Below are 23,184 nucleotides of genomic sequence, written 5' to 3' on the forward strand. Positions count from 1 at the left end.
ACCCTCGCGGGTTCACGCCCTTTGCCTTGCGGAGCGATGCCGTTCAGTGCACCACACGGCCGAAGCTGAACTCGCCGCCCTGCACCTGCACCGGGATCACATCCTTGGGCCCGAAGCGGCCCTGCAGGATCAGCTTGGACAGCGGGTTCTCGATGCGCTGCTGTATCGCACGCTTGAGCGGGCGCGCACCAAAGACCGGGTCGAAGCCCACCTTGGCCAGCTCGGCCAGGGCGTCCTCGCTGACGTCCAGCTTCATCTCCAGCTTTGCAAGGCGCTCCTCCAGCTGTCGCAGCTGTATCCTCGCGATGGACTGGATGTGCTTGGCGTCCAGGGCGTGGAAGATCACCGTCTCGTCGATGCGGTTCAGGAACTCCGGGCGGAAGTGCTGCTTGACCTCGCCCCAGACGGCATCGCGAATCACGTCCTGGTCCTGGCCGGCCAGCGCCATGATGTGCTGGGAGCCAAGGTTGGAGGTCATCACGATGACGCAGTTCTTGAAGTCCACGGTGCGGCCCTGGCCGTCGGTCAGGCGGCCGTCGTCCAGCACCTGCAGCAGCACATTGAACACGTCGGGGTGGGCCTTCTCGACCTCGTCCAGCAGCAGCACGCTGTAGGGCTTGCGGCGCACGGCCTCGGTCAGGTAGCCGCCCTCGTCATAGCCCACATAGCCCGGGGGCGCACCGATCAGGCGCGAGACCGAGTGCTTCTCCATGAACTCGCTCATGTCGATGCGCACCATGTGGTCCTCGCTGTCGAAGAGGAAGCCCGCCAGCGCCTTGCACAGCTCGGTCTTGCCCACGCCCGTGGGGCCCAGGAACAGGAAGGAACCCAGTGGGCGGTTCGGATCGGACAGCCCGGCGCGCGAGCGGCGGATGGCATCGGCCACTGCGGTGATGGCCTCGTCCTGGCCCACCACGCGCTGGTGCAGCTTGTCTTCCATCTGCAGCAGCTTGTCGCGCTCGCCCTGCATCAGCTTGGACACGGGAATGCCTGTGGCGCGTGACACCACCTCTGCGATCTCCTCGGCGCCCACCATGGTGCGCAGCAACTGGGGCGCGGCGCCCTGCTTGGCCCGGCCGGCCTTGTCGCTCTCCTTGGCCTGCGCTTCCTTGAGGCGCTTCTCCAGTTCGGGCAGCTTGCCGTACTGCAACTCGGCGACCTTGTTGAAGTCGCCCTTGCGCTTGAGCTCCTCGACCTGGAACTTGATGCGGTCGATCTCTTCCTTGACCTGGGCCGAGCCCTGGGCCGTGGCCTTCTCGGACTTCCAGATTTCCTCCAGGTCGGCGTATTCGCGCTGCAGCTTCTCGATCTCTTCCTCGATCAGCTCGAAGCGCTTCTGCGAGGCCTCGTCCTTTTCCTTGCGCACGGCCTCGCGCTCGATCTTCAGCTGGATCAGGCGGCGATCCAGGCGGTCCATGGCCTCGGGCTTGGAGTCGATCTCGATCTTGATCTTGGCTGCGGCCTCGTCGATCAGGTCAATGGCCTTGTCGGGCAGGAAGCGGTCGGTGATGTAGCGGTGCGAGAGCTCGGCAGCGGCCACGATGGCGGGGTCGGTGATCTCCACGCCGTGATGCACCTCGTACTTCTCCTGCAGGCCGCGCAGGATGGCAATGGTGGCCTCCACCGTCGGCTCGTCCACCAGCACCTTCTGGAAGCGGCGCTCCAGTGCAGCGTCCTTCTCAACGTACTTGCGGTATTCGTCCAGCGTGGTCGCGCCGATGCAGTGCAGCTCGCCGCGGGCCAGGGCCGGCTTGAGCATGTTGCCGGCGTCGATGGCGCCCTCGGCCTTGCCGGCGCCGACCATGGTGTGGATCTCGTCGATGAAGAGAATGATGCGGCCCTCGTCGGCGGCCACCTCCTTCAGCACGGACTTCAGGCGCTCCTCGAACTCGCCGCGGTACTTGGCGCCGGCCAGCAGCCCTGCCATGTCCAGCACCAGTACGCGCTTGTCCTTCAGCGACTCCGGCACCTCGCCGTTGACGATGCGCTGCGCCAGGCCTTCCACGATGGCGGTCTTGCCCACGCCGGGCTCGCCGATCAGCACCGGGTTGTTCTTGGAGCGGCGCTGCAGCACCTGGATGGCGCGGCGGATTTCGTCATCGCGGCCGATCACCGGGTCCAGCTTGCCCTGGCGAGCACGTTCGGTGAGGTCCAGGGTGTACTTCTTGAGCGACTCGCGGTTGCCCTCGGACTCCTGCGAGTCCACCTTCTGGCCGCCGCGCACCGCCTCAATGGCGGTCTCCAGGCCCTTTCGTGTGAGGCCGTGGCCGCGCACGATGCCGGCCAGGTCGCTCTTGGCATCGGCCAGGGCCAGCAGGAACATCTCGCTGGCGATGAAGTGGTCGCCGCGCTTGGCGGCTTCCTTCTCGGCCGCCTGAAGGAGGCTGACGAGGTCGCGGCTGGGCTGGACCTGCTGGCCCTCGCCCTGCACCTGCGGCAAGCCGTTGACGATGCTGTCCAGCGCCGTCTTCAGCGCCGGCAGGCGCACGCCGGCGCGCTCCAGCAGGGCGCGGGGGCCATCCTCCTGGGCCAGCATGGCCTGCAGCAGGTGGGCGGGTTCGATGTAGGGGTTGTCGCGCGTGACGGCGCCGCTCTGGGCCTCGGCCAGTGCTTCCTGGAAGCGCGTGGTGAACTTGTCGACTCGCATGGATGAAATCCTCCGTTGTCGTGCAAGTGGGCGCAGTGCGCCGCTTTTCAAGAGCCTGCCGGGAGAGCGTCTGCGCGCCGGGCCAGAATGCCGACCATGTCACAGACCGCCGCTTCCATCAGCCCCTCGTCGGAGCTTCAGCTCAGCACGGTGCCCACCCTTCTACGCTATCTCCGCCAGCTGGATGGACTTCTTGACCTGGCTCAATCGCACTGCCGAAGCAAGGGCCTTGACGAAAACCGTCTGCTGGGCTCGCGCATTGCGCCCGACATGCAGCCCCTGCGCAGCCAGGTCTGGATCTGCGGCAACTTCGTGCCGCGCATGGAGGCGGCGCTGCGCGGCGGCGAGCCGCGCTACCCGGACTGGCCTCAGGATCTGGCCGGCATGCAGCACCAGCTGCAGGCCCTGCTGGACCAGGTTCAGGCCTGGAGCGCCGGTGACTTCGAGCCCGCCGACCGCAGGGTGGAGAGCGACGCCGGCCAGGCCTGGCTGCAGATGCCGCTGCGAGCCTGGATCCATCAGTTCGCCCTGCCCAATTTCTGCTTCCATCTGACCGCCGTCTACCTGCTGCTGCGCCAGCAGGGTCTGCCGCTGGGCAAGGCGCAGTACGACGGCTTTCACCGCTACTGATCGCGCTCAGCCGAGAGCTGCACGCATCAGGGCCAGCCCGGCGGCCGCAGCGGCCAGGGAGCCCAGCACATGGACCAGGGTATGCACCAGGGCCAGACCGAAGTCCCCGCGCTGCAGAAGGCTCAGGGACTCGCCAGAGAAGCTGGAGAAGGTCGTCAAGCCGCCCAGAAAGCCGGTGACCAGCAGCAGCCGGGCCATCTCACTGGGCATGCGGCCGAACCACTCCAGGGCCACGCCGATCAGGAAGCCGCCCAGCACGTTGACCAGCAGCGTGCCCAGCGGAAAACCCGTCCAGCGGGCGTTGAGCCACAGGCCCGCGCCCCAGCGCGCCAGGGCGCCCGCGCTGGCGCCAACGGCCACTGCGGCGATCTGCAAGGGCAGGTTCATGCACCGGATGCCGCGTTGTCCGAGGCAATGCCCCATCGCGCCAGCGCGGCATCGTCCACCTCGCGGGCATCGACCCAGCGGGCGCCGTCCGGCCCATGCTCCTTCTTCCAGAACGGGGCCTGGGTCTTGAGATAGTCCATCAGGAACTCGCAGGCCTGGAAAGCCTGGCCGCGGTGGCGGGCGCTGACGAACACGCCCACGATCTGCGCCAGCGGCGCCAGCGGGCCCACGCGGTGGATGACGCGGGCGGCGCGGATGTCGAAGCGGCGCTGGGCCTCGTCGATCATGGCCTCGATGGCGGCCTCGGTCATGCCGGGGTAGTGCTCCAGTTCCATCAGCGAGATGGCGTCAGTGCCCGGCTGGCCGGCACCGCCACGCACCGTGCCCACAAAGCTGACCACGGCGCCCACACCGCCGTCGTCGGCGCGCAGGGCGGCGCACTCGGCGCTGAGGTCAAAGTCCCCGGTCTGGATGCGGACGCGTGCTGGCTTGCTCATGCCCCGGATTCTGCCCCAGCGCCGCCAGGGCCTGAGGCTCCAGCAGCTCGATGCCGCCGTAGCGCAGGGCGATGGCACCCTGCGCCTCCAGGGACTTCAGCGCCTTGTTCACCGTCTGACGGCTCACGCCCATCATCAGCGCCAGTTGCTCCTGGGGCAGGCGCAGGCGGCGGGGCGAGGTCCCCTCGGCTGGGGTCAGGTCTTGCTCTCCATAGCCTTGAGCCACCTGCAGAAGGCGCTTGGCCAAGCGAGCCTCCAGGGGCAGTCGGGCGATGTCCTCCAGCACCTCGAAACTCTGGCGCAGCTTGGCGCAGGCCAGGCGGGCGATGCTGCGCCAGTGCCGCGGATGCTGCTCCAGCCAGCCCACCAGGGCCGCCTCGGGCACCAGCCACAGCCGGCTGGGGCCGTCGCTGCGCACATCGTGCGTGCGGGGCTGGCCGTCCAGCAGGGAGATCTCGCCGAACCAGTGCCCGCCCTCCAGCCATGCCAGCAGGCTCTGCGTGCCGTCGGGCTGCAGCCGCCCCACCTCCAGGGCCCCGGAGAGCACGCAGCACAGGCCGGCCGAGAGCTGGCCCTGGTGGAACAGCAGTTCGCCATCCACCAGGCTCAGGCTGTGCCCCAGCGCGCACAGGGCAGCCTGCAGTTCGGCCTCGCAGCTGGCGAACCAGCGGCTGCGGGCCAAGGCCCGGCGGTCGGCGTCATCGGGGACCATGGGTTTGGGAGGGGCTCAACTGTCGAAACTTTGACAGTGCGAATGCTCGCCGCTGCCTAAGCTGGTGGATATCAAGACAAACGTGGAGACCCGCCATGGCCAGCCCCTTGCGCCCCGCCCTGGACCTGATGGCCCAGTACGCCGCCTACCACCGTGACCGCCGCAACATCGCCACGCACTTCGTGGGCATTCCCCTGATCGTCTTCGCCATTGGCGTGCTGCTGGCGCGCTTCCCGCTGGAGGTGGCGGGCCTGCAGGCCAATGCCGCCTGGCTGCTGTGCTTCGTGAGCGCCCTTTGGTACCTCACGCGGGGAGCCCTCGCGCTGGGCCTGGCCACGGTCGCGGTCAACAGCCTGCTGATGGCTCTGGCCACGCCCTTGGCGCAAGGCTCAACGACCGCCTGGTTGACGGTGGGCGTGGGCAGCTTCGTGGTGGGCTGGATCATCCAGTTCATCGGCCACTACTACGAGGGCCGCAAGCCGGCCTTCGTGGACGACCTGGTGGGCCTGCTGGTGGGGCCCATGTTCGTGGTCGGCGAAGTGCTGTTCGCGCTGGGCTGGGGCAAGGACATGCTCCAGGCCATCGAGGCTCGCGTCGGCCCAACGCATCTGCGTGACCTGAAGGCCACGCAGCACGGCTGAGGCTCAGCCCTCCCCGGGCCAGCGCTGCAGCACCGCGCCGACCGCCGGCTTGCGCGAGGCGCGCCCGGCCTTGAGGGGCGTGCCCAGGGCGATCCAGCCCAGCAGCGTCTCGCCGGGCTCGCAGAAGGCGGCCACGATGTCGGCATCGCGCACCTTGGCACCGGACAGCATCTTGGCGCCATAGCCCAGCAGATGGGCCGCATTGAGGAAATTGGCCAGGGCACCGCCCACGCAGGCCCATTGCTCGTGCGCTGGGACTTGCGGGTGCCCCATGTCGATGCGGGCCACCAGGGCCACCGTCACCGGCGGGCGCAGGGCACGCTCGGCGTCCAGGGCAGCGCCGGCCTCGTCCTTGCCTGCCTTGCGCGCGGCCGCGGCAAAGAGGGCTGCCATGCGCAGGCGCGCCTCGCCGCCTACCCACTTGAAGCGAAAGGGCACGAGCTCGCCGTGATCCGGCCCGCGCAGGGCGGCGGCCACCATCTGCTGCAGCTGCGCCTCGCCCGGCCCCGGCTCCGCCAGGTGCTTGGGGCCTACGGAATGCCGTTCCAGCAGGGTCTGCAGCAGCTCGGGTCCGGGCGTGTTCATGGCCTCAGCTGTTCTTGGAAATGGTGATGGTGGGGAATCTGGCCGAGTAGTCCTTGGCCTGCCCCGCGATCTGCGCAGCCACCCGTCGGGCGATGTCACGGTAGCGCTGGGCGATCTCGCCCTCGGGCTCGGCCACCACGCTGGGCCGGCCAGCATCGGCCTGCTCGCGGATGGACAGGGCCAGTGGCAGGCCGCCCAGGTACTTGAGCCCGTACTGCGCGGCCATCTTCTGGCCGCCCTCGGCGCCGAAAATGTGTTCGGCATGGCCGCAGTTCGTGCAGACGTGCACCGCCATGTTCTCGACCAGGCCCAGGATGGGCACGCCCACCTTCTCGAACATCTTGAGGCCCTTCTTGGCGTCAATCAGGGCGATGTCCTGGGGCGTGGTCACGATGACGGCGCCCGTCACCGGCACGCGCTGCGACAGGGTCAGCTGGATGTCACCGGTGCCTGGGGGCATGTCGATGATGAGGTAGTCCAGGTCCTGCCAGTTCGTCTGACGCAGCAGCTGGTCCAGGGCCTGCGTGGCCATGGGACCGCGCCAGACCATGGCCTGGTCCTCGGCCACCAGGAATCCGATGGACATCAGCTGCACGCCATGGGCCTGCATGGGCTCCATGGTCTTGCCGTCTCTGGACTCGGGCTGGCCGCTTGCGCCCATCATCAGGGGCTGGCTGGGGCCGTAGATGTCGGCGTCCAGCAGGCCGACCCTGGCGCCTTCCGCGGCCAGAGCCAGGGCCAGGTTGGCGGCCGTGGTGCTCTTGCCTACGCCGCCCTTGCCGGAGGCCACGGCCACGATGTTCTTGACGCCAGGCAGCAACTGCACGCCGCGTTGCACGGCATGGGCCTGCACACGGGTGCTGATGCGGATGTCCACGCGGGCGATGCCCGCCACGCTGCGGGCTGCCGCGTCGAGCGCCTCGCGTAGGGCGCCGTGCAGGCCTGCGGCCGGGTAGCCCATCTCCAGCTCGAAGCTCAGGGCATCGCCCTCGATGCGCAGCTGCTTGATCTGCTTGCTGCTGACGAAATCCTGCTGGGTGACTGGATCGACGACGCGCTGCAGGGCCTGCAGCACCAGGGCTTCTTGGTTCATGCTCATGGGGATCTCTCGCAAGCCGCGCAGTCTAGCCCAGGGCCCTCGCGGGCACGGGCATAGGCCCGCGCCAAGCAGGGTCGGCGCCGGGACCTGTTCAGCGGCTGCTGCGTGCCAGCATCAGGCCGAAGCCGATGAAGACCATCCCGCTGCCACGCTGGAACCAGCGCCGGCCGCGCGCCGAGCCCAGGAATTGCCGCACCGACTGGGCGGCCCAGGCATAGAGGCTGTGGATGACCAGCACCAGGCCCGCATAGCTGAGCACCAGAAGGAGCAACTGCGGCCCCGCGGCGTGGGCGGAGTCCACGAATTGAGGCAGGATGGAGAGGAAGAAGACGATGGCCTTGGGGTTGGTGAACTGCAGCATCAGGCCTTCAAGGAAGCGGCGGCGCGGGCTCAGCACCGGCGCCCCGGCCTCGTCCGCCCAGTCCTGCGCGGGGGCCCGCCAGAGCTTGATGCCCAGCCACACCAGGTAGGCCGCGCCCAGCAGCTTGATCACGGTGAAGGCCAGGGGCGACTGCGCCAGCAGCAGACCCAGGCTGGTGGCCGAGAGGCCCGCCACCACGGCCGCACCCGCCGCCACGCCGGCGATGCCAGGCAGACTGCCACGCCAGCCCAGGCGCAGGGCATTGTTGAGCGAGAGCATCACGCCGGGACCGGGGCTGGCCACCGTTGCGGTGGCCACCAGCAAAAAGAGTAGGTACAGCTTCATGCCGCCATGCTAGCGGCGGTCAGTTCACCGGACAGAGGCCCGGCTTCTCCGGCGCCACGATGGACCACTCCACCTGCAGGCGCGGCCCGGTGCCACGCCGGGTCCAGGGCAGGTCGATGCGACCCTGAGCATAGGCCTGCTCGCGCAGGTCGTTCACGGCAGGGGGCAACTGGCCCAGGTCGCGCACGTCGATGACAAGCATGGCACCGCACTGGCGGAGCATCTCGGGCTTCACCCAGGGCGATTTCTGCGGATCGGCATCCAGGAAGACCAGCGGATGGGTGGGCGCATGCACCGAGACATTGCCCGCCAGCCAGGTCTCGCCCACCAGGATGTTCAAGGGGCCGGGCTGGTGCTTGCGCCAGACGGTGTCCACCTGCGCGGCCAGGTTCTGGGCCGGAAAGTTGGCGCGGGCCGGGCGATCCCTGAGGTCCACCAGCCAGCCATTGGCCAGGGCCTGGCTCAGGGCCATCAGCAGCTCCAAGCCCACAGCGATGCCCAGGGCCGTGCGCACCAGGCGGTTGGGCTCGTAGACCGGAACGAAGCGCATCAGCCACAAGCCCAGCACCACGAAGAAGGTGGCGGCCCAGGCCGAGCCCAGCTTGACACCGGCCACGCCCAGCAGGGATGTCAGCAGCACCGGCCCGAGGGCCATGAAGCTGATGAAGCGCACCTCCGGACGCACGGGTGACTCGACGCCGGGCCAGCGCGCCTGCCTGCGCAGCAGCCAGGCCATCAGGCCGGTGGCCAGCAGCAGGGGCAACGCACGGCCGAACTGGATCACCGCGAAATTCAGCAGGCGGCCCCAGTGGCCCAGTTGCGAGGCGTCATTCTCGCCATTGACCGCCTTGCTGACGTAGCCCAGGGTCGGCGCACCCTCGCGCAGCAGCCATTGCACATGCGGAGCGAAGAGCACCGCGGCCACCAGCAAGGCAAGACCTGCCCCCAGCCAGGGGCGCAGCCGGCGCATGCGCAGGTCCTGGATCATCCACAGGCCCAGCACGGCCAGCCAGATCAGGGCGCTGTACTTGGTCAACATGCAAAGGGCCGCGGCCAGGCCGGCCAGCAGCCAGCGCCACCAGCCGCCCTCGCGCACCGCCAGCAGGCCGGTCCACAGCAGCAGGGCCACGGGCATCAGCTGCACCGTGTTGTGGTTGGCCATGATGCCGTGGATGCCGTGGTAGATCAGCAGACTGCTCAGCAGCACCGCACTGAGCGAGCGCGCCGGCGACATCACCAGCAGGCCGATGCGCCAGACCATGTAGAGCATCAACACCACGCTCAGCTGCGCAGCGAAGAAGGTCACCCAGATCTGCTTGCCCAGCAGGGAGGTCCAGAAGCTCAGCCACCAGGTGGGAAACGGCGGGTGCTTGTAGTAGCCCCACTGCAGGGACTGCTGCCAGACCAACTGCTCGATATTGTCCCAGGGCGGGGCGCGGTGCGTCAGCGCGGAGCTGACGACCCAAAGCAGAGCATGGAAGACGAGGAAGGCGACGAGCAGGCGGCCGGCATCGCGGCGGCTGTGCATGTCCAGGGTCCAGGGGCCCAGGCGCAGGCCGGCGCTGCGCGGCGGCGCGCCCCGGCTGATCGTGTCCTTGCTGCTGTCCATGCCCCTGCTGCTCTCAAGATCGCTGCTGCGACCGGAATTGGGCGCAGACAAAGCCTTGCATGATACTGAAACAATTCTTCACAACCGCACATTGGTGCGGAGGGCAGGCCTTGCGATGCGTACAAGCGTGCATTGCACACGAGCGCCTGTGGGCACGCTCGCGGCGCGGTCTCGGCTCGCTCTCAACCCCCTCTCGGCAGCGAGGTCGATGCACACCGGAGGGCCGGCAACAGCAAAGCGTCGGGGCAAACAAAAAGGGACTCGCCTTTCGACGAGTCCCTGTCTGTTTTGGTGGGCCCTGTAGGATTCGAACCTACGACCAACGGATTAAGAGTCCGCTGCTCTACCAACTGAGCTAAGAGCCCGCTTTTTCTCACTTATCGACTTCGATCACGCCGGCCAAGAAAACTTGGTGGGCCCTGTAGGATTCGAACCTACGACCAACGGATTAAGAGTCCGCTGCTCTACCAACTGAGCTAAGAGCCCGTGATCGAAACCGACCGAAACTGGTGGGTTGTGCAGGATTCGAACCTGCGACCAACGGATTAAAAGTCCGCTGCTCTACCGACTGAGCTAACAACCCGAGCCTTCTTGAGCTACGGCTGTCTTGGCAGTCAGCTACCTTGAGCTTTTTGCTTTGACTGCTGTACTCATCAGCAGAGCCTCAGATTATAGAAGCAGTTTTTTGGACTTCGCAAGAGGTTTGCAAAAATTCTTTCACCAACTCGGCCGCCGCGCTCATCCCGAAGGCCGCGGTAACCATGACGCTGGAGCCATAGCCCGCGCAGTTGAGGCTGCCGTCCACCTCGCAGCTCGCTTCAGGCCGCTGCACGGCCTCGCGCGAAAACACGCAGCGCACGCCCATCGTGCCCTGGCGCGCCAGGCCGTGCTCCTTGCGCAGGCGCTGGCGCAGGCTGGCCAGGAGCGGGTCGTGAGTCGTGAGGGCCAGGTCTTGCACCTCCAGCAGGTGCGAGGCCCGCTTGCCGCCCGCAGCGCCCACTGTCACGAAGCAATGGCCCGTCTGCCGCGCCCAGGCGGCCAGCGTGGCCTTGGCGCGCACCTGGTCGCAGGCATCGATCAGGCCGTCGATGGAGCGGCCCTGCAGCAGCGCCGGCCAGTTGCCGGGCTCGACGAATTCCTCGATGCCACACACCTGGCAGTCCGGATGGATGTCGCGGATGCGCTCGCGCAGAGCGTCGATCTTGGCCATGCCCAGCGTGCTGCCCAGGGCCTGGATCTGGCGGTTGATATTGGACTCGGCCACCTGGTCCAGGTCGATCAGTACCAGTTCGGCCACGCCGCTGCGCGCCAGGGCCTCGACCGCCCAGGAGCCCACGCCGCCCACGCCCACCACGGCAAAACGCGCGCCGCGCAGGCGGAGGTAGTCGCGTTCGCCGTAGAGGCGGCGCAGGCCGCCGAAGCGGCGCTCGCTGTCATGGTCCGCAAGGGAAGGGACGAGCTCGTTCATGGCGCTCATGGTGACACATCAGAAAAGCGAAACCCCGCATGGCGCGGGGTCCGGAACAACGGGGGCAGGTCTTGCCCTACTTGAGCGCCTTGAGCCGCTCCTTGGCGGCCTGCGCGGCTTCGGTGCCCGGATAGGCCTTGACCAGGTCTTCCAGGCTGCGCTTGGCGGACTTCAGGTCCTTGAGCTCGATCTGGCAGTTGGCCAGGGCCAGCAGTGCCTCGGCCGCGCGCGGGTGCTCGGGATTGGCCACGATCAGCGACTTGAAGCTGGCGATGGCGTCCTTGTAGTCGCGCTTGCCGTACTGGGCGTTGCCCAGCCAGAAGCGGGCGGAGTCCGCATAGCCGCTGGCGGGATAGCGCTTCAGGAAGGCATTGAAGCCGCCGACGGCCTCGGCGAAGTCGCCCTTGCGCACGGCGCCGATGGCGGCTTCGTACTGGCGGCGCTCCTCGGGCTCGACATTGAACTCCCTGCCGTCCAGGCTGACCTTCTGCGGCTCCAGCGGCTTCAGGCGGGAGTCCAGGTTCTGGGCCTGGTCGCTGACACGGCGCTGGGTCTCGGCCAGGTCGCGCGCCAGCTGTTCGTTCTGCCCGCGCAGCTTCGCGATCTCGGCGCGCAGGGCTTCAATCTGGGCGCTGAGGTCCAGCAGGCTGCGGCTCTGGGCCGACTGCTGGTCCTGCGCTTGAGCGGCCAGCTGCTCCAGGCGGGAACGCTGGGCGTCCTCCACCTGCTGCAGCTTGGCCCGCAGATCCAGGATGGCCTTGCGGGCCTCGTCATCCTCGAACAGGCCGGCACGGGCCGGTTGGCTCAGGGCCAGGGTCGCGACGACCAGGGCCAGGGCACTCAGACGGGGTCGCAAGGCCAGCATCTCACTTGTCCTTCAGTTCGACGCGACGGTTCTTGGACCAGGCTTCCTCGTTGTGGCCTTCCACAGCGGGACGCTCCTTGCCGAAGCTCACCGGCTCGACCTGCGCGCCGCCGGCGCCCAGCAGGCTCATGGACTGCGCCACGGCCTCGGCACGCTTCTGGCCCAGGGCCAGGTTGTATTCGCGGCCGCCGCGCTCGTCAGCGTGGCCTTCCAGGCTCATCTTGACCTTGCCGTTGTTCTTCAGGCGCTTGGCGTGGGCTTCGATCAGGGGGGTGTAGTCGCTCTTGACGACGAAGCTGTCGAAGTCGAAGTAGACGGTGCGGCCCTTCTGGTTGGCAGCGGCCAGCAGCTCGGCGTCCAGGTCAACAGTCTTGACCACGGACTGGGGCTTCGGCTCTTCCTTCGGCGCGACGGGCGCCACGACGGGCTTGTCCTGGACGGGTGCCGGCTCTTCCAGCTTGGTCGACGAGCAGGCGGCCAGACCGGCAGCCATGAGCACCACCAGTGCCAACTTTTGCATTTGCATCATTTCTCTCCTTGGATCCTCAATGTCCGTACGTTAGGTCCGAATGCAGTTTGGTCCGAGTGTGGTCCGAAAGCATGCGGCAGGCCGACTCACCCGGCTCGGCCGGTATTTTGGCTCAAGTTCGGCATGACTTCGGGCACCGCCCTTGCCTGGATGGAACCAAATGCTGTCGGCGGGGCATGAATGGCGGTTTTTCGGGCGCCTCAGCGGCCGAAGGGCCCCCAGGTGGGCTCGCGCACATCGGCCGTGCTGGCCACCAGCTTGGCCTTGATGCGGCCATCCAGCGTGGTGGTCATGAGCACGTCGCGGCCGCCGGCGCGGGTGGCGTAGACGATGAGCTTGCCGTTGGGCGCGAAGCTGGGGCTTTCGTCCTCGGTGGAGTCGGTGATCTTCTGCGACTGCCCGGTCACCAGGTCCATCACGCACAAGCGGAAGGTGGAGCCGCCCTCGCGGGTGATGAAGGCCAGCGTCTTGCCGTCCGGGCTGATGGCGGGGCTGATGTTGTAGCTGCCGCTGAAGGTGACGCGCTCAGCCTCGCCGCCGTTGGCGGGCATGCGGTAGATCTGCGGCGCACCGCCGCGGTCACTGACGAAATAGATCTGTGCGCCATCAGGGCTGTAGACCGGCTCGGTGTCGATGGCGCGGGTCTGGCTGAGGCGCTTGGGGTCGCCTCCGCTGCGGCTGATGGTGAAGAGCTGCGAGCCGCCGGCCAGCGACAGGGTCAGGGCCAGGCGTTGCCCGTCCGGCGAGAAGGCCGGTGCGCTGTTGGATCCACGGAAGTCCGCCAGCACGCGGCGACGGCCGGTGGAGAGGTCCTGCAGCCAGACCACGGCCTTGCGGCTCTCGAAAGACACGTAGGCGATCTCGCGCCCTTCCGGCGACCAGGCCGGAGAGATGATGGGCTCGGGGCTGTTGAGCGCGACCTGCCCGCCCTCGCCGTCGGCATCGGTGATGCGCAGCTGGTAGCGCGGGCCGGTCTTGGTGACGTAGGCCATGCGGGTGGCGAAGACGCCGCGGTCGCCGGTGAGCTTCTGGTAGAGGCTGTCGGCGATGCGGTGCGCGGCCAGGCGCACGTCGTCGGGGTGCACGGCCTGAGCCTCGCCGCCCTGGTCCTGGCCGCGGACCACGTCCCAGAGCTTGTAGCGCACGTCCAGGCGGCCGTCGGCCAGGCGGGCCACGGAGCCGGCGGCCAGGGCATCGGCCTGCTTGCCGCGCCATTCGTTGAAATTGGGGCTGATGGTTTCGGAGAGGCCCGCCGGCGCCGCGATCATGCGGAACTGGCCGCTGCGCTCCAGGTCGGCCCGCACGATGCCGGCCACCGACTGGCCGGCCAGGGCCTCATCACGGAAATCGGCGATCGCGATGGGCAGCTGCGTGCCGCCCACGCCGGAGATCTCGACACGGAACTGCGCCAGGGCCGGCCGGCTGAAGGCCGCGGCCGCCGAGGCTGCGGAAGAGACCAGCAGGCTGCGGCGCAGCGGGTTGGCCAGGGGCTGGGCGGGCGAGGTGATGCGGTTCATCGGCGATTCACGTTCAGTAGCAGTACAGGCCGCCCGACTGGCGGCTCGCCGATTGTGCCGCAGGCCAAAGCCCCTGCCGGTGCTCACAGCAGCACGATGTCGTAGTGCTCGGTCTGGTTGGTGGGCTCGGCGGTCAGGGAGATGGGCTTGCCAATGAAATCGGAAAGACCGGCCAGATGCTGGCTTTCTTCGTCCAGCAGCATCTCGACCACATTGGCCGCGGCCACCACGCGGAATTCCTTGGGCGAGAACTGGCGCGCCTCGCGCAGGATCTCGCGCATGATGTCGTAGCAGACCGAGCGCGCCGTCTTCACCTGCCCCCGGCCCTCGCAGGTCGGGCAGGGCTCGCAGAGCATGCGGGCCAGGGACTCTCGAGTGCGCTTGCGGGTCATCTCCACCAGGCCCAACTGGGTGAAGCCGCCCACGGTGACCTTGGTGCGATCCTTGGCCAGCTGCTTGCGGAACTCCGAGAGCACCGAGGCGCGGTGCTCCTCGCGCGTCATGTCGATGAAGTCCACGATGATGATGCCGCCGAGGTTGCGCAGCCGCAGCTGGCGCGCGATGGCGCCGGCCGCCTCCAGATTGGTCTTGAAGATGGTGTCGTCGAAGTTGCGCGCCCCGACGAAGCCGCCGGTGTTGACGTCGATCGTGGTCATCGCCTCGGTCTGGTCGATGATCAGGTAGCCGCCGGACTTCAGGTCCACGCGGCGCGCCAGAGCGCGGTCGATCTCGCCGTCGATGTTGTAGAGGTCGAAGATGGGGCGCTCTCCGCGGTAGTGCTCCAGCTTGGCCACGGCGGCGGGCATATAGGTCTCGCCGAAGCCGTGCAGCACCTCGTACTGCATGCGGGAGTCGATGCGGATGGAGCCGGTGCGCTCGCTGACCAGGTCGCGCAGCACGCGCTCGACCAGGCTCAGGTCCTGGTGCAGCAGCGTGCCCGGAGGTGAGCGGAAGCTGCGTTCGCGGATGGTCGCCCAGGTCTTGCGCAGGTAGGCGATGTCCGAGCCCAGCTCCTCATCGCTGGCGTCCTCGGCATTGGTGCGCAGGATGAAGCCGCCACCGCCGCCCTCATCTGCCTTGCCCACCAGGGCCTGCATGCGCTGGCGCAGCTGCTCGCGAGCCTCGGGCGAGCCGATCTTCTGGGAGATGCCGATATGCTCGTCCTGCGGCAGGTGCACCAGCATGCGGCCAGCGATGGATATCTGCGTCGACAGGCGCGCGCCCTTGGTGCCAATGGGGTCCTTGATGACCTGCACCGTCAAGGCCTGACCCTCGAAGACCAGTCGCTCGATGGGCGTGGGCGTGCCATTCTCGGCATGGTGGCCGCGGCCGGCCTGCCCGGCGATGTGGAGGTCAGCCACGTGCAGGAAGGCGGCACGCTCCAGGCCGATGTCGATGAAGGCGGACTGCATGCCAGGCAGCACGCGCGCCACGCGGCCCGAGTAGACGTTGCCGACCAGGCCGCGCTCCAGGGTTCGTTCGACGTGCAGTTCCTGCACCGCCCCGTTCTCGACCACGGCGACGCGGGTCTCCTGAGGGGACCAGTTGATGAGGATGTCTTCCATTGCTTGGGCTCCAGCGCTCGCGTCAGCGGTGAACGTCACCGTTGGCGCCAGCGTTCGAGGTGGCAGGCCCGCCCTTGCGGCGCAAGACCTGACCCCCATCATGCCAGGGCCCGCGGGCCTGGCTTCGTCAGACCTTGATGCCGAAGTCCGCCAGCAGCGCGGCGGTCTCATGCAGGGGCAGGCCCATGATGCCTGAATAGCTGCCGCTGATGTGGGAAATCCAGGCTGCGGCCCGGCTCTGGATGGCATAGGCGCCGGCCTTGCCCATGGGCTCGCCGCTGTCGGCGTAGCGGCGCAAGGTCTCGTCCTCGACTGGGGCGAAGCACACCGTCGAGACATTCAGGCGCAGCAGGCGGCGCGCGCCCTCGCCCACGGCAACGGCCGTCAGCACGCGGTGTTCCCGGCCGCTGAGCAGGCGCAGCGTGGCCAGGGCATCGGCCGCATCAGCGGGCTTGCCCAGGATGCGCGAGCCCAGGGCCACGGTGGTGTCCGAGCACAGCACGGGTGCCAAAGGCAGGCCGCGGCGCTGCAGGCGCACCAGGGCCGCATCGAGCTTGGCCAAGGTCACGCGCTGCACATAGGCGTCCGGGCTCTCGCCCTCGCGCTCGGCTTCCAGTCCTTCAGCGTCCTCGTCGGCGCCGGGCAGCAGCAGATCGTGCTGCACGCCGATCTGCTCCAGGAGTTGGCGGCGCCGAGGGCTCTGCGAGGCCAGGTAGATGAAGTCAGCCATGCCGGCCCTACTCGCGGTGATAAGGATGCCCCTCCATCACGGACCAGGCTCGGTACAGGGCCTCGGCCAGCAGCACGCGCACAAAGGCGTGTGGCAGCGTGAGGTCTGAGAGGCGCAAGAGTTCGTCGGCCTTGCCCTTGAGATCCGGATGCAGGCCATCTGGTCCGCCGATGAAGATGGCCACGTCGCGGCCATCGCCCTTCCAGCGCTCCAGGCGCTCGGCCAGCTGCTTGGTGGTGACGCGGTCGCCGCGCTCGTCCAGCACGATGCGCCGCACGCTCTTGGGCAGGGCCGCTTCCAGGCGCTGGCCTTCCGCGGCCATCAGCTGCTCGGTGCTCTTGCCGCCCCGGGGCTCGGCCTTGACGGCCTTGAGCTCCAGGCGCATTTCCGGGGGGAAACGCTTGGCAAAGTCCTCGTAGGCCTCGTCCGCCCAGCCGGGCTGGCGCTGGCCCACGGCCATCAGCAGGAGGCGCATGCCTTACTTGGCTGATTTCTTGGCGGCGGGCTTCCTGGCGGCCGGTTTGGCAGCCGCCTGTGCCGCAGGTTTGGCGGTCGCACGCTTGGCAGCCGGCTTGGCAGCAGCCTTCACCGGCGCCTTCTTGGCCGCCGGCTTCTTGGTGCCGACCTTGACCGTCACAGCCTCCTTGGTACGCGGACTCAGCTCGGTGCTGCGGCGCTTGGCGGGCGTCTTGGCAGTCGTCTTTGTAGCCGTGCCCTTGGTGCCAGTGGTCTTGGTGGCAGCCTTCTTCGCCACCACGGTCTTGGTGGCAGTCTTCTTGGCGGCCGGCTTCTTCACCGCGGCCTTCATGCCTTCGGTTTCTTCGCTGACGGCCTTGGCGGCGGGCTTCTTCGCGGCCTTCCTGGCGGGCTTGGCCTCGCTGGCGTCCTCCGAGGCCTTCACCAGCTTGGTCTCGCCGCTGGCGACCTTGAGCTTGACGGGCTTCTCGCCCCAGATCTCCTCGAGGTGGTAGTACTCGCGGATGGCGGGCTGCATCACGTGCACGACGGCGGCGCCGCAGTCCACGATGATCCATTCGCCGTTGTCCTCACCCTCGGTGCGCATCACCGCCATGCCGCGACCCTTGACGGTCTCGCGCACGCTGGACGCCAGGGCCTTGGTCTGACGGTTGCTGGTGCCAGAGGCGATGATCACGCGCTCGAACAGGGGCGAGAGGTGCTCCGTGTTGAACACGACGATGTCTTGCGCCTTGACGTCTTCCAAACCATCGACGATGGCACGCTGCAGTTTACGAATGTCCATTCAGTGCTCGCTGTAAAGACGGTGCTGGGCAATATAGCGCGCAACCCCGTCGCCCACCATGGGCGTGATGTCCTCGCCACGCGAGCAGCGCTCGCGCAGGAGGGTGGAGGAAATCTCCAGGGCCGGCATGTCCAGCCGGACCACCCGATGAGCCACCGCCGCCAGCTCGGGCGCGGCGCTCACCGCCTGACCCGCCCGGGCCGCGACGGCCAGGGTGAGTCGTTTCAACAGATCCTGCCAGCGATGCCAGCTGGCAAGGCGCGCGTACTGGTCCTGACCGATGACCAGAAACCACTCGCGCCGCTGCGCAAAGCGCGACTGCAGCGCTTCCACGGTGTCGATCATGTAGCTGGGCCCGGGGCGCTCAAGCTCGGTGGGATCGACCACGAAACGCGGCTCCCCGGCCACCAGGGTCTGCACCATGGCCAGGCGGTGCGAGGGCGGCGCCAGCTGCCGACCGGCCTTCTGCCAGGGGTGGCCGGCAGGCAGCCAGCGCAGCTCGGCCAGGCCCAGCTGCTGCAGGGCCGTGCGGGCCAGGCTCAGGTGCGCGAGGTGCGGCGGGTCGAAGGAGCCCCCGAACAGGCCCACGGGGCCGGCCAGGCCGGTGCCCGTGGCGATGTCCGGGCTCACAGCCATAGATGCGTGGCTTTCTCGCTCGCCCAGTCGCGTGGGCGCAGGAAGTCCGTGTAGAGCCGGCCCTCGGGCGTGCCCTCCTCCGGATGCCAGTCATAGCGCCACTTCACCAGCGGCGGCATGGACATCAGGATGGACTCGGTGCGCCCCCCCGACTGCAGCCCGAAGAGCGTGCCGCGGTCGAAGACCAGGTTGAACTCCACGTAGCGGCCGCGGCGGTAGGCCTGGAAGTCGCGTTCGCGCTCTCCATAGGCCAGGCCCTGGCGGCGCTCGACGATGGGCGCATAGGCCGGCAGGAAGGCATCGCCGACGGACTGCATGAGGCCGAAGGCCGCGTCGAAGCCGCCCTCAGCGTAGTCGTCGAAGAAGATGCCGCCGATGCCGCGGGGCTCGTTGCGGTGCTTCAGGAAGAAGTAGTCGTCGCACCACTGCTTGAAGCGCGGGTAGTGCTGCACGCCATGCGGCTCCAGCGCGGCCTGGCAGGTTCGGTGGAAGTGCTGGGCGTCGCGCTCGAAGCCGTAGTAGGGCGTGAGATCCATGCCGCCGCCGAACCAGACCACGGGCACGGCGCCCGCCGGAAGGGCAGCGAACATGCGCACGTTCATGTGCACGGTGGGCACGAAAGGGTTGTGCGGATGCAGCACCAGGGACACGCCCATGGCCTCGAAGGGCGCACCGGCCAGCTCCGGGCGGTGTTGGGTAGCCGAGGGAGGCAAGACCCGACCCCGCACATGGGAGAAGTTGCAGCCGCCGCGTTCGAAGAGACCGCCGTTCTCGATCAGGCGCGTCAGGCCGTCGCCCTCCAGGCGCCCGCCGGGCTCGCGCTGCCAGCCGTCACTGATGAAGGGCTGGCCATCGAGCTGTTCCAGCCCGCTGACGATGCGCTGCTGCAATCCCAGCAGGTAGTCACGCACCAGCTGTGTGTTCATCGCTTGGAACCTTTCAAGGTGATGGGGCTGGCCAGCTCGGGTCGCTTGCCCTTCACCGGGGCCAGGTATTGCGCGAAGTGGGCAAAGTCCCGCTCCGGCTGGCCACACAGCTGCACGAAGTGGCTGAGATCGACCACCTTGCGCTGGAAGTCGAAGTAGGCCAGGCCCACCGGGATGCCGGCCTGCACCGCCACGTGGTAGGCGCCGGAGCGCCAGCCCGTGGCCAGCGAGCGCGTGCCCTCGGGCGCCAGGGCCAGCCAGAAGGACTGCTGGCGCTGCTGAGCCGCGCGGACCTGGGCGACGGTGTCCGCCACCACGCCGTTGGCGCTGGAGCGCTCCACCGCGATGCCGCCGATCCAGCGCACCCAGGCACCAAAGAGAGGCAGCTTGAACAGCGAGTCCTTGCCCCAGAACTTCAACTCCAGGCCCAGCCCCCATTTGGCCAGGACGCCGATGACGAAGTCCCAGTTGGAGGTGTGGGGGTAGACCATGATCACCCCCTGCAGCGCAGGCAGGCCGCTGAACTCGAGGCGCCAGCCGAAGAGGCGTAGCAGGCCGCGCGCCAGGCGGCTGCCGCTCGGGCGCAGGCGCGGGCCCCCCTCGATGACGCGGGGCATGCCGGGCTGGCCATCGACGGCGCTGGGCACGCAGCCGGACAGGGGAAGGGAACTGCTCATGACGAGGAATCAGCGCTTGATGGCGCGGTAGCCGATGTCCTGGCGGCACTGCATGCCGGCAAACTGGATGCCGGTGAGGGCCTGGTAGGCGCGCTGCTGCGCCGTGCGCACCGACTCGCCCAGCGCCGTCACGCACAGCACACGGCCGCCGTTGGTCAGCAACTGGCCATCCTTCTCGATAGTGCCCGCCTGGAAGACGATGGCATCCTCGGTCTCGGCGGGCAGGCCGGTGATCACGTCGCCCTTGCGCGGGTTCAGCGGATACCCCTCGGCGGCCATGACCACGCCCAACGCCACGCGGCGGTCCCATTGCAGCTCGACCTGGTCCAGCGTGCCTTCGGTGGCGTGCATCAGCACCTCGAAGAGATCGCTCTTGAGCCGCATCATGATGGGCTGGGTCTCGGGGTCGCCCATGCGGGTGTTGAACTCGACAGTGCGCGGCTGGCCGTGCTCGTCAATCATCAGACCGGCATACAGAAAGCCGGTGAAGGGGATGCCGTCGCGCGCCATGCCCTGGATGGTGGGCATGATGATTTCGTGCATGGCCTTGGCATGGACGTTGGGCGTCACCACCGGCGCAGGCGAGTAGGCCCCCATGCCGCCGGTGTTGGGGCCTTCGTCCTTGTCCAGCAGGCGCTTGTGGTCCTGGCTGGTGGCCAGTGGCACGACGTTGCGGCCGTCACACAGCACGATGAAGCTCGCCTCCTCGCCCTTCAGGAACTGCTCGATCACCACGCGGGCGCCACCCTCGTTGTGCACCACGCCGAGCTTGTTGTCCTCGAGGATCCAGTCGATGGCCTCGTGTGCCTCGGGCAGCGTCATCGCCACGACCACACCCTTGCCGGCGGCCAGGCCGTCGGCCTTGATCACGATAGGCGCGCCCTGGACATCCACGTAGGCATGGGCCGCGGCGGCGTCGCTGAAGGTCTCGTAGGCGGCCGTGGGGATGCCATGGCGCTTCATGAAGTCCTTGGCGAAGGCCTTGCTGGACTCCAGCTGCGCGGCAGCCTTGGTGGCGCCGAAGATGCGCAGACCGCGCGAGCGGAATTCATCGACCACGCCGGCGGCCAGGTAAGCCTCGGGGCCTACCACCGTCAGCGCGATCTTCTCGGCCTGTGCGAAGTCGGCCAGGGCCTTGACGTCGCTGAGGGCCACGTTCTTGAAGCGTGCATCCTGCGCCGTGCCGCCGTTGCCGGGGGCCACATAGACCTGGCTCACGCGCTCGCTCTGCGAGAGCTTCCAGGCCAGGGCGTGTTCGCGGCCGCCGTTGCCGAGGACGAGAACCTTCATGCGGACCTCCGGGTACTCATCAGACGGCTCATTGGTCGATGCTCGCGTTGTGATAGACCTCCTGGACGTCGTCCAGGTCCTCGATCACGTCCAGCAGCTTCTGCATGCGGGCGGCGTCGTCGCCGGAGAGGTCGATGCTGTTCTCGGCACGCATGGTCACCTCGGCGATCTCGGCCGTCAGGCCGGCAGCCTCCAGAGCGTTCTTGACGGCCTCGTAGTCGCCCGGCGCGGTCAACACCTCGATGGAGCCGTCGTCACCGGTGATCACGTCCTCGGCGCCGGCGTCCAGGGCCACTTCCATGACCTTGTCCTCCGAGGTACCGGGCGCGAAAACCAACTGGCCGCAGTGCTTGAACTGGAAGGCCACCGAGCCTTCGGTGCCCAGGTTGCCGCCGTGCTTGCTGAAGGCATGGCGCACCTCGGCCACAGTGCGCACGCGGTTGTCGGTCATGCAGTCCACGATGATGGCCGCACCGCCGATGCCATAGCCTTCGTAGCGGATTTCCTCGTAGGTCACCCCGTCGAGGTTGCCGGTGGCCTTGTCGACATTGCGCTTGATGTTGTCTGCCGGCATGTTGGCGGCCTTGGCCTTCTCGATGGCCAGGCGCAGGCGGGGGTTCATGGCGATGTCGCCGCCACCAGAACGGGCGGCCACGATGATTTCACGGGTCAGACGGGTCCAGACCTTGCCCCGCTTCTCGTCCTGACGGCCCTTGCGGTGCTGAATATTGGCCCATTTGCTATGACCAGCCATATGTCTTGTTCTCCGGGTCGGCCGCTTGGCGCCTGCCGTGATTCCCCTGTGGAATTCCGTGCGCTCCAGCCGTGATGGTGTTGGATAGACTGCGATTTTAGCTTTCGCCACCACCTCTTCCCCGGAGCCCCGCATGGCCGACCCCATCCTGCTCGCCCGCCACGGCGAGATCCAGTGCCACCTCCTGCCCGCCCTGGCCAACCGACACGGCCTGATCACAGGCGCCACCGGCACCGGCAAGACCATCAGCCTGCAGAAGCTGGCCGAGAGCTTCAGCCTGGCCGGCGTGCCCGTCTTCATGGCCGACATCAAGGGCGACCTCACCGGCATCTCGCAGGCCGGCCAGGCTTCGGAGAAGCTGCTGGCCGTGCTCAAGGAGCGCGCGCTGGAGGCGCCCGAGCCGCAGTCCTGCCCCACCACGCTGTGGGACGTCTTCGGCGAGCAGGGCCACCCCGTGCGCGCCACCATCTCCGACATGGGCCCCCTGCTCATCGCCCGCATGCTGGCCCTCAACGAGACCCAGACGGGCGTGCTGCAGCTGGTCTTCAAGATCGCCGACGACCAGGGCCTGCTGCTGCTGGACCTCAAGGACCTGCGCGCCATGCTGCAGCATGTGGGCGAGCATGCCAGCGAGTTCACCACGCAGTACGGCAATGTCTCGGCCGCTTCAATCGGCGCCATCCAGCGCGGGCTGCTGCAGATCGAGGCCCAGGGCGGCGACAAGTTCTTCGGCGAGCCCATGCTCAACATCGCCGACTTCATGCAAACCGAGTCCGGCAAAGGCGTCATCAACATCCTGGCCGCCGACAAGCTCATGGCTGCGCCCCGCCTCTACGCCACCTTCCTGCTGTGGCTGCTGTCAGAGCTCTTCGAGACCCTTCCCGAGGTCGGCGACCTGGACAAGCCCAAGCTCGTCTTCTTCTTCGACGAGGCCCACCTGCTGTTCAAGGACGCGCCCGACGCGCTGGTGGAGCGCATCGAGCTGGTGGTGCGCCTGGTGCGCTCCAAGGGCGTGGGCGTCTACTTCGTGACCCAGAACCCGCTGGACATTCCTGACACGGTCCTGGGCCAGCTGGGCAACCGCGTGCAGCACGCCCTGCGCGCCTTCACCCCGCGCGACCAGAAGGCCGTCAAGGCCGCGGCCGAGACCATGCGCGCCAAGCCAGGCCTGGACATCGCCACGGCCATCAGCGAACTGGGCGTGGGCGAGGCCCTGGTGAGCCTGCTGGACGAGAAGGGCCGGCCCAGCATCACCGAGCGCGTCTTCATCCTGCCGCCGGGCAGCCGCATCGGGCCCATCACGCCTGAGCAGCGCCAGGCCCTGCTGCAGAACTCTCTGGTAGCGGGCGTCTATGAAAAGCTGCTGGACCGCGATTCGGCCTACGAGCGGCTCAAGGGCCTGCCGGCGCAGGCCGCGCCCAGGGCCGGAGCGCCCGCGCGCAGCGAGGCCGGC

The 23,184-nt window shown here is 68.0% G+C and carries 24 protein-coding genes and 3 tRNA genes; 3 read left to right on the forward strand and 24 right to left on the reverse strand.

Annotation, left to right across the window (positions count from 1 at the left end):
- Nucleotides 1–43: 43 nt before the first annotated feature.
- Entirely contained in the window at nucleotides 44–2,647 is a 2,604-nt protein-coding gene (clpB, locus tag H5407_RS09740; protein WP_183104253.1) for an ATP-dependent chaperone ClpB, read from the reverse strand.
- 96 nt (nucleotides 2,648–2,743) lie between these two features.
- Between clpB and H5407_RS09745 the strand changes: the two genes are divergently transcribed.
- Nucleotides 2,744–3,277 carry a DUF1993 domain-containing protein gene (locus H5407_RS09745; RefSeq protein WP_183104254.1) on the forward strand — a complete coding sequence of 178 codons (534 nt, stop codon included), beginning with the start codon at nucleotides 2,744–2,746 and terminating at the stop codon, nucleotides 3,275–3,277.
- A gap of 6 nt (nucleotides 3,278–3,283) precedes the next feature.
- Here the strand turns inward: H5407_RS09745 and crcB are convergent, their stop codons facing one another.
- The 3 genes from crcB to H5407_RS09760 are packed head-to-tail and all read right to left on the reverse strand — an operon-like array spanning nucleotide 3,284 to nucleotide 4,873.
- A complete protein-coding gene (gene crcB / locus H5407_RS09750) occupies nucleotides 3,284–3,664 on the reverse strand; it encodes a fluoride efflux transporter CrcB (protein WP_183104255.1) in 381 nt (126 codons plus the stop codon).
- The gene (locus H5407_RS09755; RefSeq protein WP_183104256.1) at nucleotides 3,661–4,161 is read right to left on the reverse strand and encodes a molybdenum cofactor biosynthesis protein MoaE; all 501 of its coding nucleotides are present in this window, start codon (nucleotides 4,159–4,161) and stop codon (nucleotides 3,661–3,663) included. Before H5407_RS09755 ends, crcB begins: the two co-directional genes overlap by 4 nt.
- Nucleotides 4,118–4,873: a Crp/Fnr family transcriptional regulator gene (locus tag H5407_RS09760; RefSeq protein ID WP_183104257.1), complete on the reverse strand. Its 756-nt coding sequence runs from the start codon at nucleotides 4,871–4,873 to the stop codon at nucleotides 4,118–4,120. Before H5407_RS09760 ends, H5407_RS09755 begins: the two co-directional genes overlap by 44 nt.
- A gap of 95 nt (nucleotides 4,874–4,968) precedes the next feature.
- Here H5407_RS09760 and H5407_RS09765 point away from each other — a divergent pair, with 95 nt between their 5' ends.
- Nucleotides 4,969–5,514, forward strand: a complete 546-nt coding sequence (locus H5407_RS09765) for a DUF962 domain-containing protein (protein WP_183104258.1) — start codon at nucleotides 4,969–4,971, stop codon at nucleotides 5,512–5,514.
- Nucleotides 5,515–5,517: 3 nt separating this feature from the next.
- Here the strand turns inward: H5407_RS09765 and H5407_RS09770 are convergent, their stop codons facing one another.
- From H5407_RS09770 to H5407_RS09865, 20 genes are all read right to left on the reverse strand, one after another.
- A complete protein-coding gene (locus H5407_RS09770) occupies nucleotides 5,518–6,099 on the reverse strand; it encodes a nitroreductase family protein (RefSeq protein WP_183104259.1) in 582 nt (193 codons plus the stop codon).
- A gap of 4 nt (nucleotides 6,100–6,103) precedes the next feature.
- Complete coding sequence (apbC, locus tag H5407_RS09775) at nucleotides 6,104–7,198, reverse strand: iron-sulfur cluster carrier protein ApbC (protein WP_183104260.1); 1,095 nt, start codon at nucleotides 7,196–7,198, stop codon at nucleotides 6,104–6,106.
- A 91-nt stretch (nucleotides 7,199–7,289) separates the two neighbouring features.
- Entirely contained in the window at nucleotides 7,290–7,904 is a 615-nt protein-coding gene (locus tag H5407_RS09780; protein WP_183104261.1) for a LysE family translocator, read from the reverse strand.
- A 19-nt stretch (nucleotides 7,905–7,923) separates the two neighbouring features.
- Nucleotides 7,924–9,513: a glycosyltransferase family 39 protein gene (locus H5407_RS09785; RefSeq protein WP_183104262.1), complete on the reverse strand. Its 1,590-nt coding sequence runs from the start codon at nucleotides 9,511–9,513 to the stop codon at nucleotides 7,924–7,926.
- 289 nt (nucleotides 9,514–9,802) lie between these two features.
- Nucleotides 9,803–9,878: transfer RNA gene (locus H5407_RS09790), tRNA-Lys, on the reverse strand.
- Nucleotides 9,879–9,923: 45 nt separating this feature from the next.
- Nucleotides 9,924–9,999 (reverse strand) — tRNA-Lys (locus H5407_RS09795).
- A gap of 21 nt (nucleotides 10,000–10,020) precedes the next feature.
- Nucleotides 10,021–10,096: transfer RNA gene (locus H5407_RS09800), tRNA-Lys, on the reverse strand.
- 81 nt (nucleotides 10,097–10,177) lie between these two features.
- Nucleotides 10,178–10,981, reverse strand: coding sequence for a ThiF family adenylyltransferase (locus tag H5407_RS09805; protein WP_183104263.1), 804 nt, complete (start codon nucleotides 10,979–10,981; stop codon nucleotides 10,178–10,180).
- Between the two features lie 76 nt (nucleotides 10,982–11,057).
- Nucleotides 11,058–11,846: a tol-pal system protein YbgF gene (ybgF, locus tag H5407_RS09810; protein ID WP_183104264.1), complete on the reverse strand. Its 789-nt coding sequence runs from the start codon at nucleotides 11,844–11,846 to the stop codon at nucleotides 11,058–11,060.
- Nucleotide 11,847: 1 nt separating this feature from the next.
- Nucleotides 11,848–12,366 carry a peptidoglycan-associated lipoprotein Pal gene (gene pal / locus H5407_RS09815; RefSeq protein WP_404935615.1) on the reverse strand — a complete coding sequence of 173 codons (519 nt, stop codon included), beginning with the start codon at nucleotides 12,364–12,366 and terminating at the stop codon, nucleotides 11,848–11,850.
- A gap of 209 nt (nucleotides 12,367–12,575) precedes the next feature.
- On the reverse strand, nucleotides 12,576–13,892 hold the full coding sequence (gene tolB / locus H5407_RS09820) for a Tol-Pal system beta propeller repeat protein TolB (protein ID WP_183104266.1): 1,317 nt from the start codon (nucleotides 13,890–13,892) through the stop codon (nucleotides 12,576–12,578).
- An 83-nt stretch (nucleotides 13,893–13,975) separates the two neighbouring features.
- On the reverse strand, nucleotides 13,976–15,457 hold the full coding sequence (gene rng / locus H5407_RS09825) for a ribonuclease G (protein WP_183104267.1): 1,482 nt from the start codon (nucleotides 15,455–15,457) through the stop codon (nucleotides 13,976–13,978).
- A gap of 127 nt (nucleotides 15,458–15,584) precedes the next feature.
- Entirely contained in the window at nucleotides 15,585–16,187 is a 603-nt protein-coding gene (locus H5407_RS09830; RefSeq protein ID WP_183104268.1) for a nucleoside triphosphate pyrophosphatase, read from the reverse strand.
- 7 nt (nucleotides 16,188–16,194) lie between these two features.
- A complete protein-coding gene (gene rlmH / locus H5407_RS09835) occupies nucleotides 16,195–16,662 on the reverse strand; it encodes a 23S rRNA (pseudouridine(1915)-N(3))-methyltransferase RlmH (RefSeq protein ID WP_183104269.1) in 468 nt (155 codons plus the stop codon).
- Nucleotides 16,663–16,665: 3 nt separating this feature from the next.
- Entirely contained in the window at nucleotides 16,666–17,448 is a 783-nt protein-coding gene (gene rsfS, locus H5407_RS09840; RefSeq protein ID WP_183104270.1) for a ribosome silencing factor, read from the reverse strand.
- Entirely contained in the window at nucleotides 17,449–18,084 is a 636-nt protein-coding gene (gene nadD / locus H5407_RS09845; protein WP_183104271.1) for a nicotinate-nucleotide adenylyltransferase, read from the reverse strand. It abuts the gene before it with no gap.
- On the reverse strand, nucleotides 18,075–19,010 hold the full coding sequence (gene hemF / locus H5407_RS09850) for an oxygen-dependent coproporphyrinogen oxidase (protein WP_183104272.1): 936 nt from the start codon (nucleotides 19,008–19,010) through the stop codon (nucleotides 18,075–18,077). The genes nadD and hemF overlap by 10 nt, the downstream gene beginning before the upstream one ends.
- Nucleotides 19,007–19,687, reverse strand: a complete 681-nt coding sequence (locus H5407_RS09855) for a 1-acyl-sn-glycerol-3-phosphate acyltransferase (RefSeq protein ID WP_183104273.1) — start codon at nucleotides 19,685–19,687, stop codon at nucleotides 19,007–19,009. The genes hemF and H5407_RS09855 overlap by 4 nt, the downstream gene beginning before the upstream one ends.
- Nucleotides 19,688–19,696: 9 nt before the next feature.
- Complete coding sequence (gene purD, locus H5407_RS09860) at nucleotides 19,697–20,977, reverse strand: phosphoribosylamine--glycine ligase (protein ID WP_183104274.1); 1,281 nt, start codon at nucleotides 20,975–20,977, stop codon at nucleotides 19,697–19,699.
- A 28-nt stretch (nucleotides 20,978–21,005) separates the two neighbouring features.
- On the reverse strand, nucleotides 21,006–21,731 hold the full coding sequence (locus H5407_RS09865; RefSeq protein WP_183104275.1) for a YebC/PmpR family DNA-binding transcriptional regulator: 726 nt from the start codon (nucleotides 21,729–21,731) through the stop codon (nucleotides 21,006–21,008).
- A 133-nt stretch (nucleotides 21,732–21,864) separates the two neighbouring features.
- Between H5407_RS09865 and H5407_RS09870 the strand changes: the two genes are divergently transcribed.
- Nucleotides 21,865–23,184 (forward strand): helicase HerA-like domain-containing protein (locus H5407_RS09870; RefSeq protein WP_183104276.1); only part of this gene is annotated, 1,320 nt, incomplete at its 3' end.

It is taken from the genome of Mitsuaria sp. WAJ17 (genome assembly GCF_014174515.1).
GTDB lineage: Bacteria > Pseudomonadota > Gammaproteobacteria > Burkholderiales > Burkholderiaceae_C > Roseateles_B.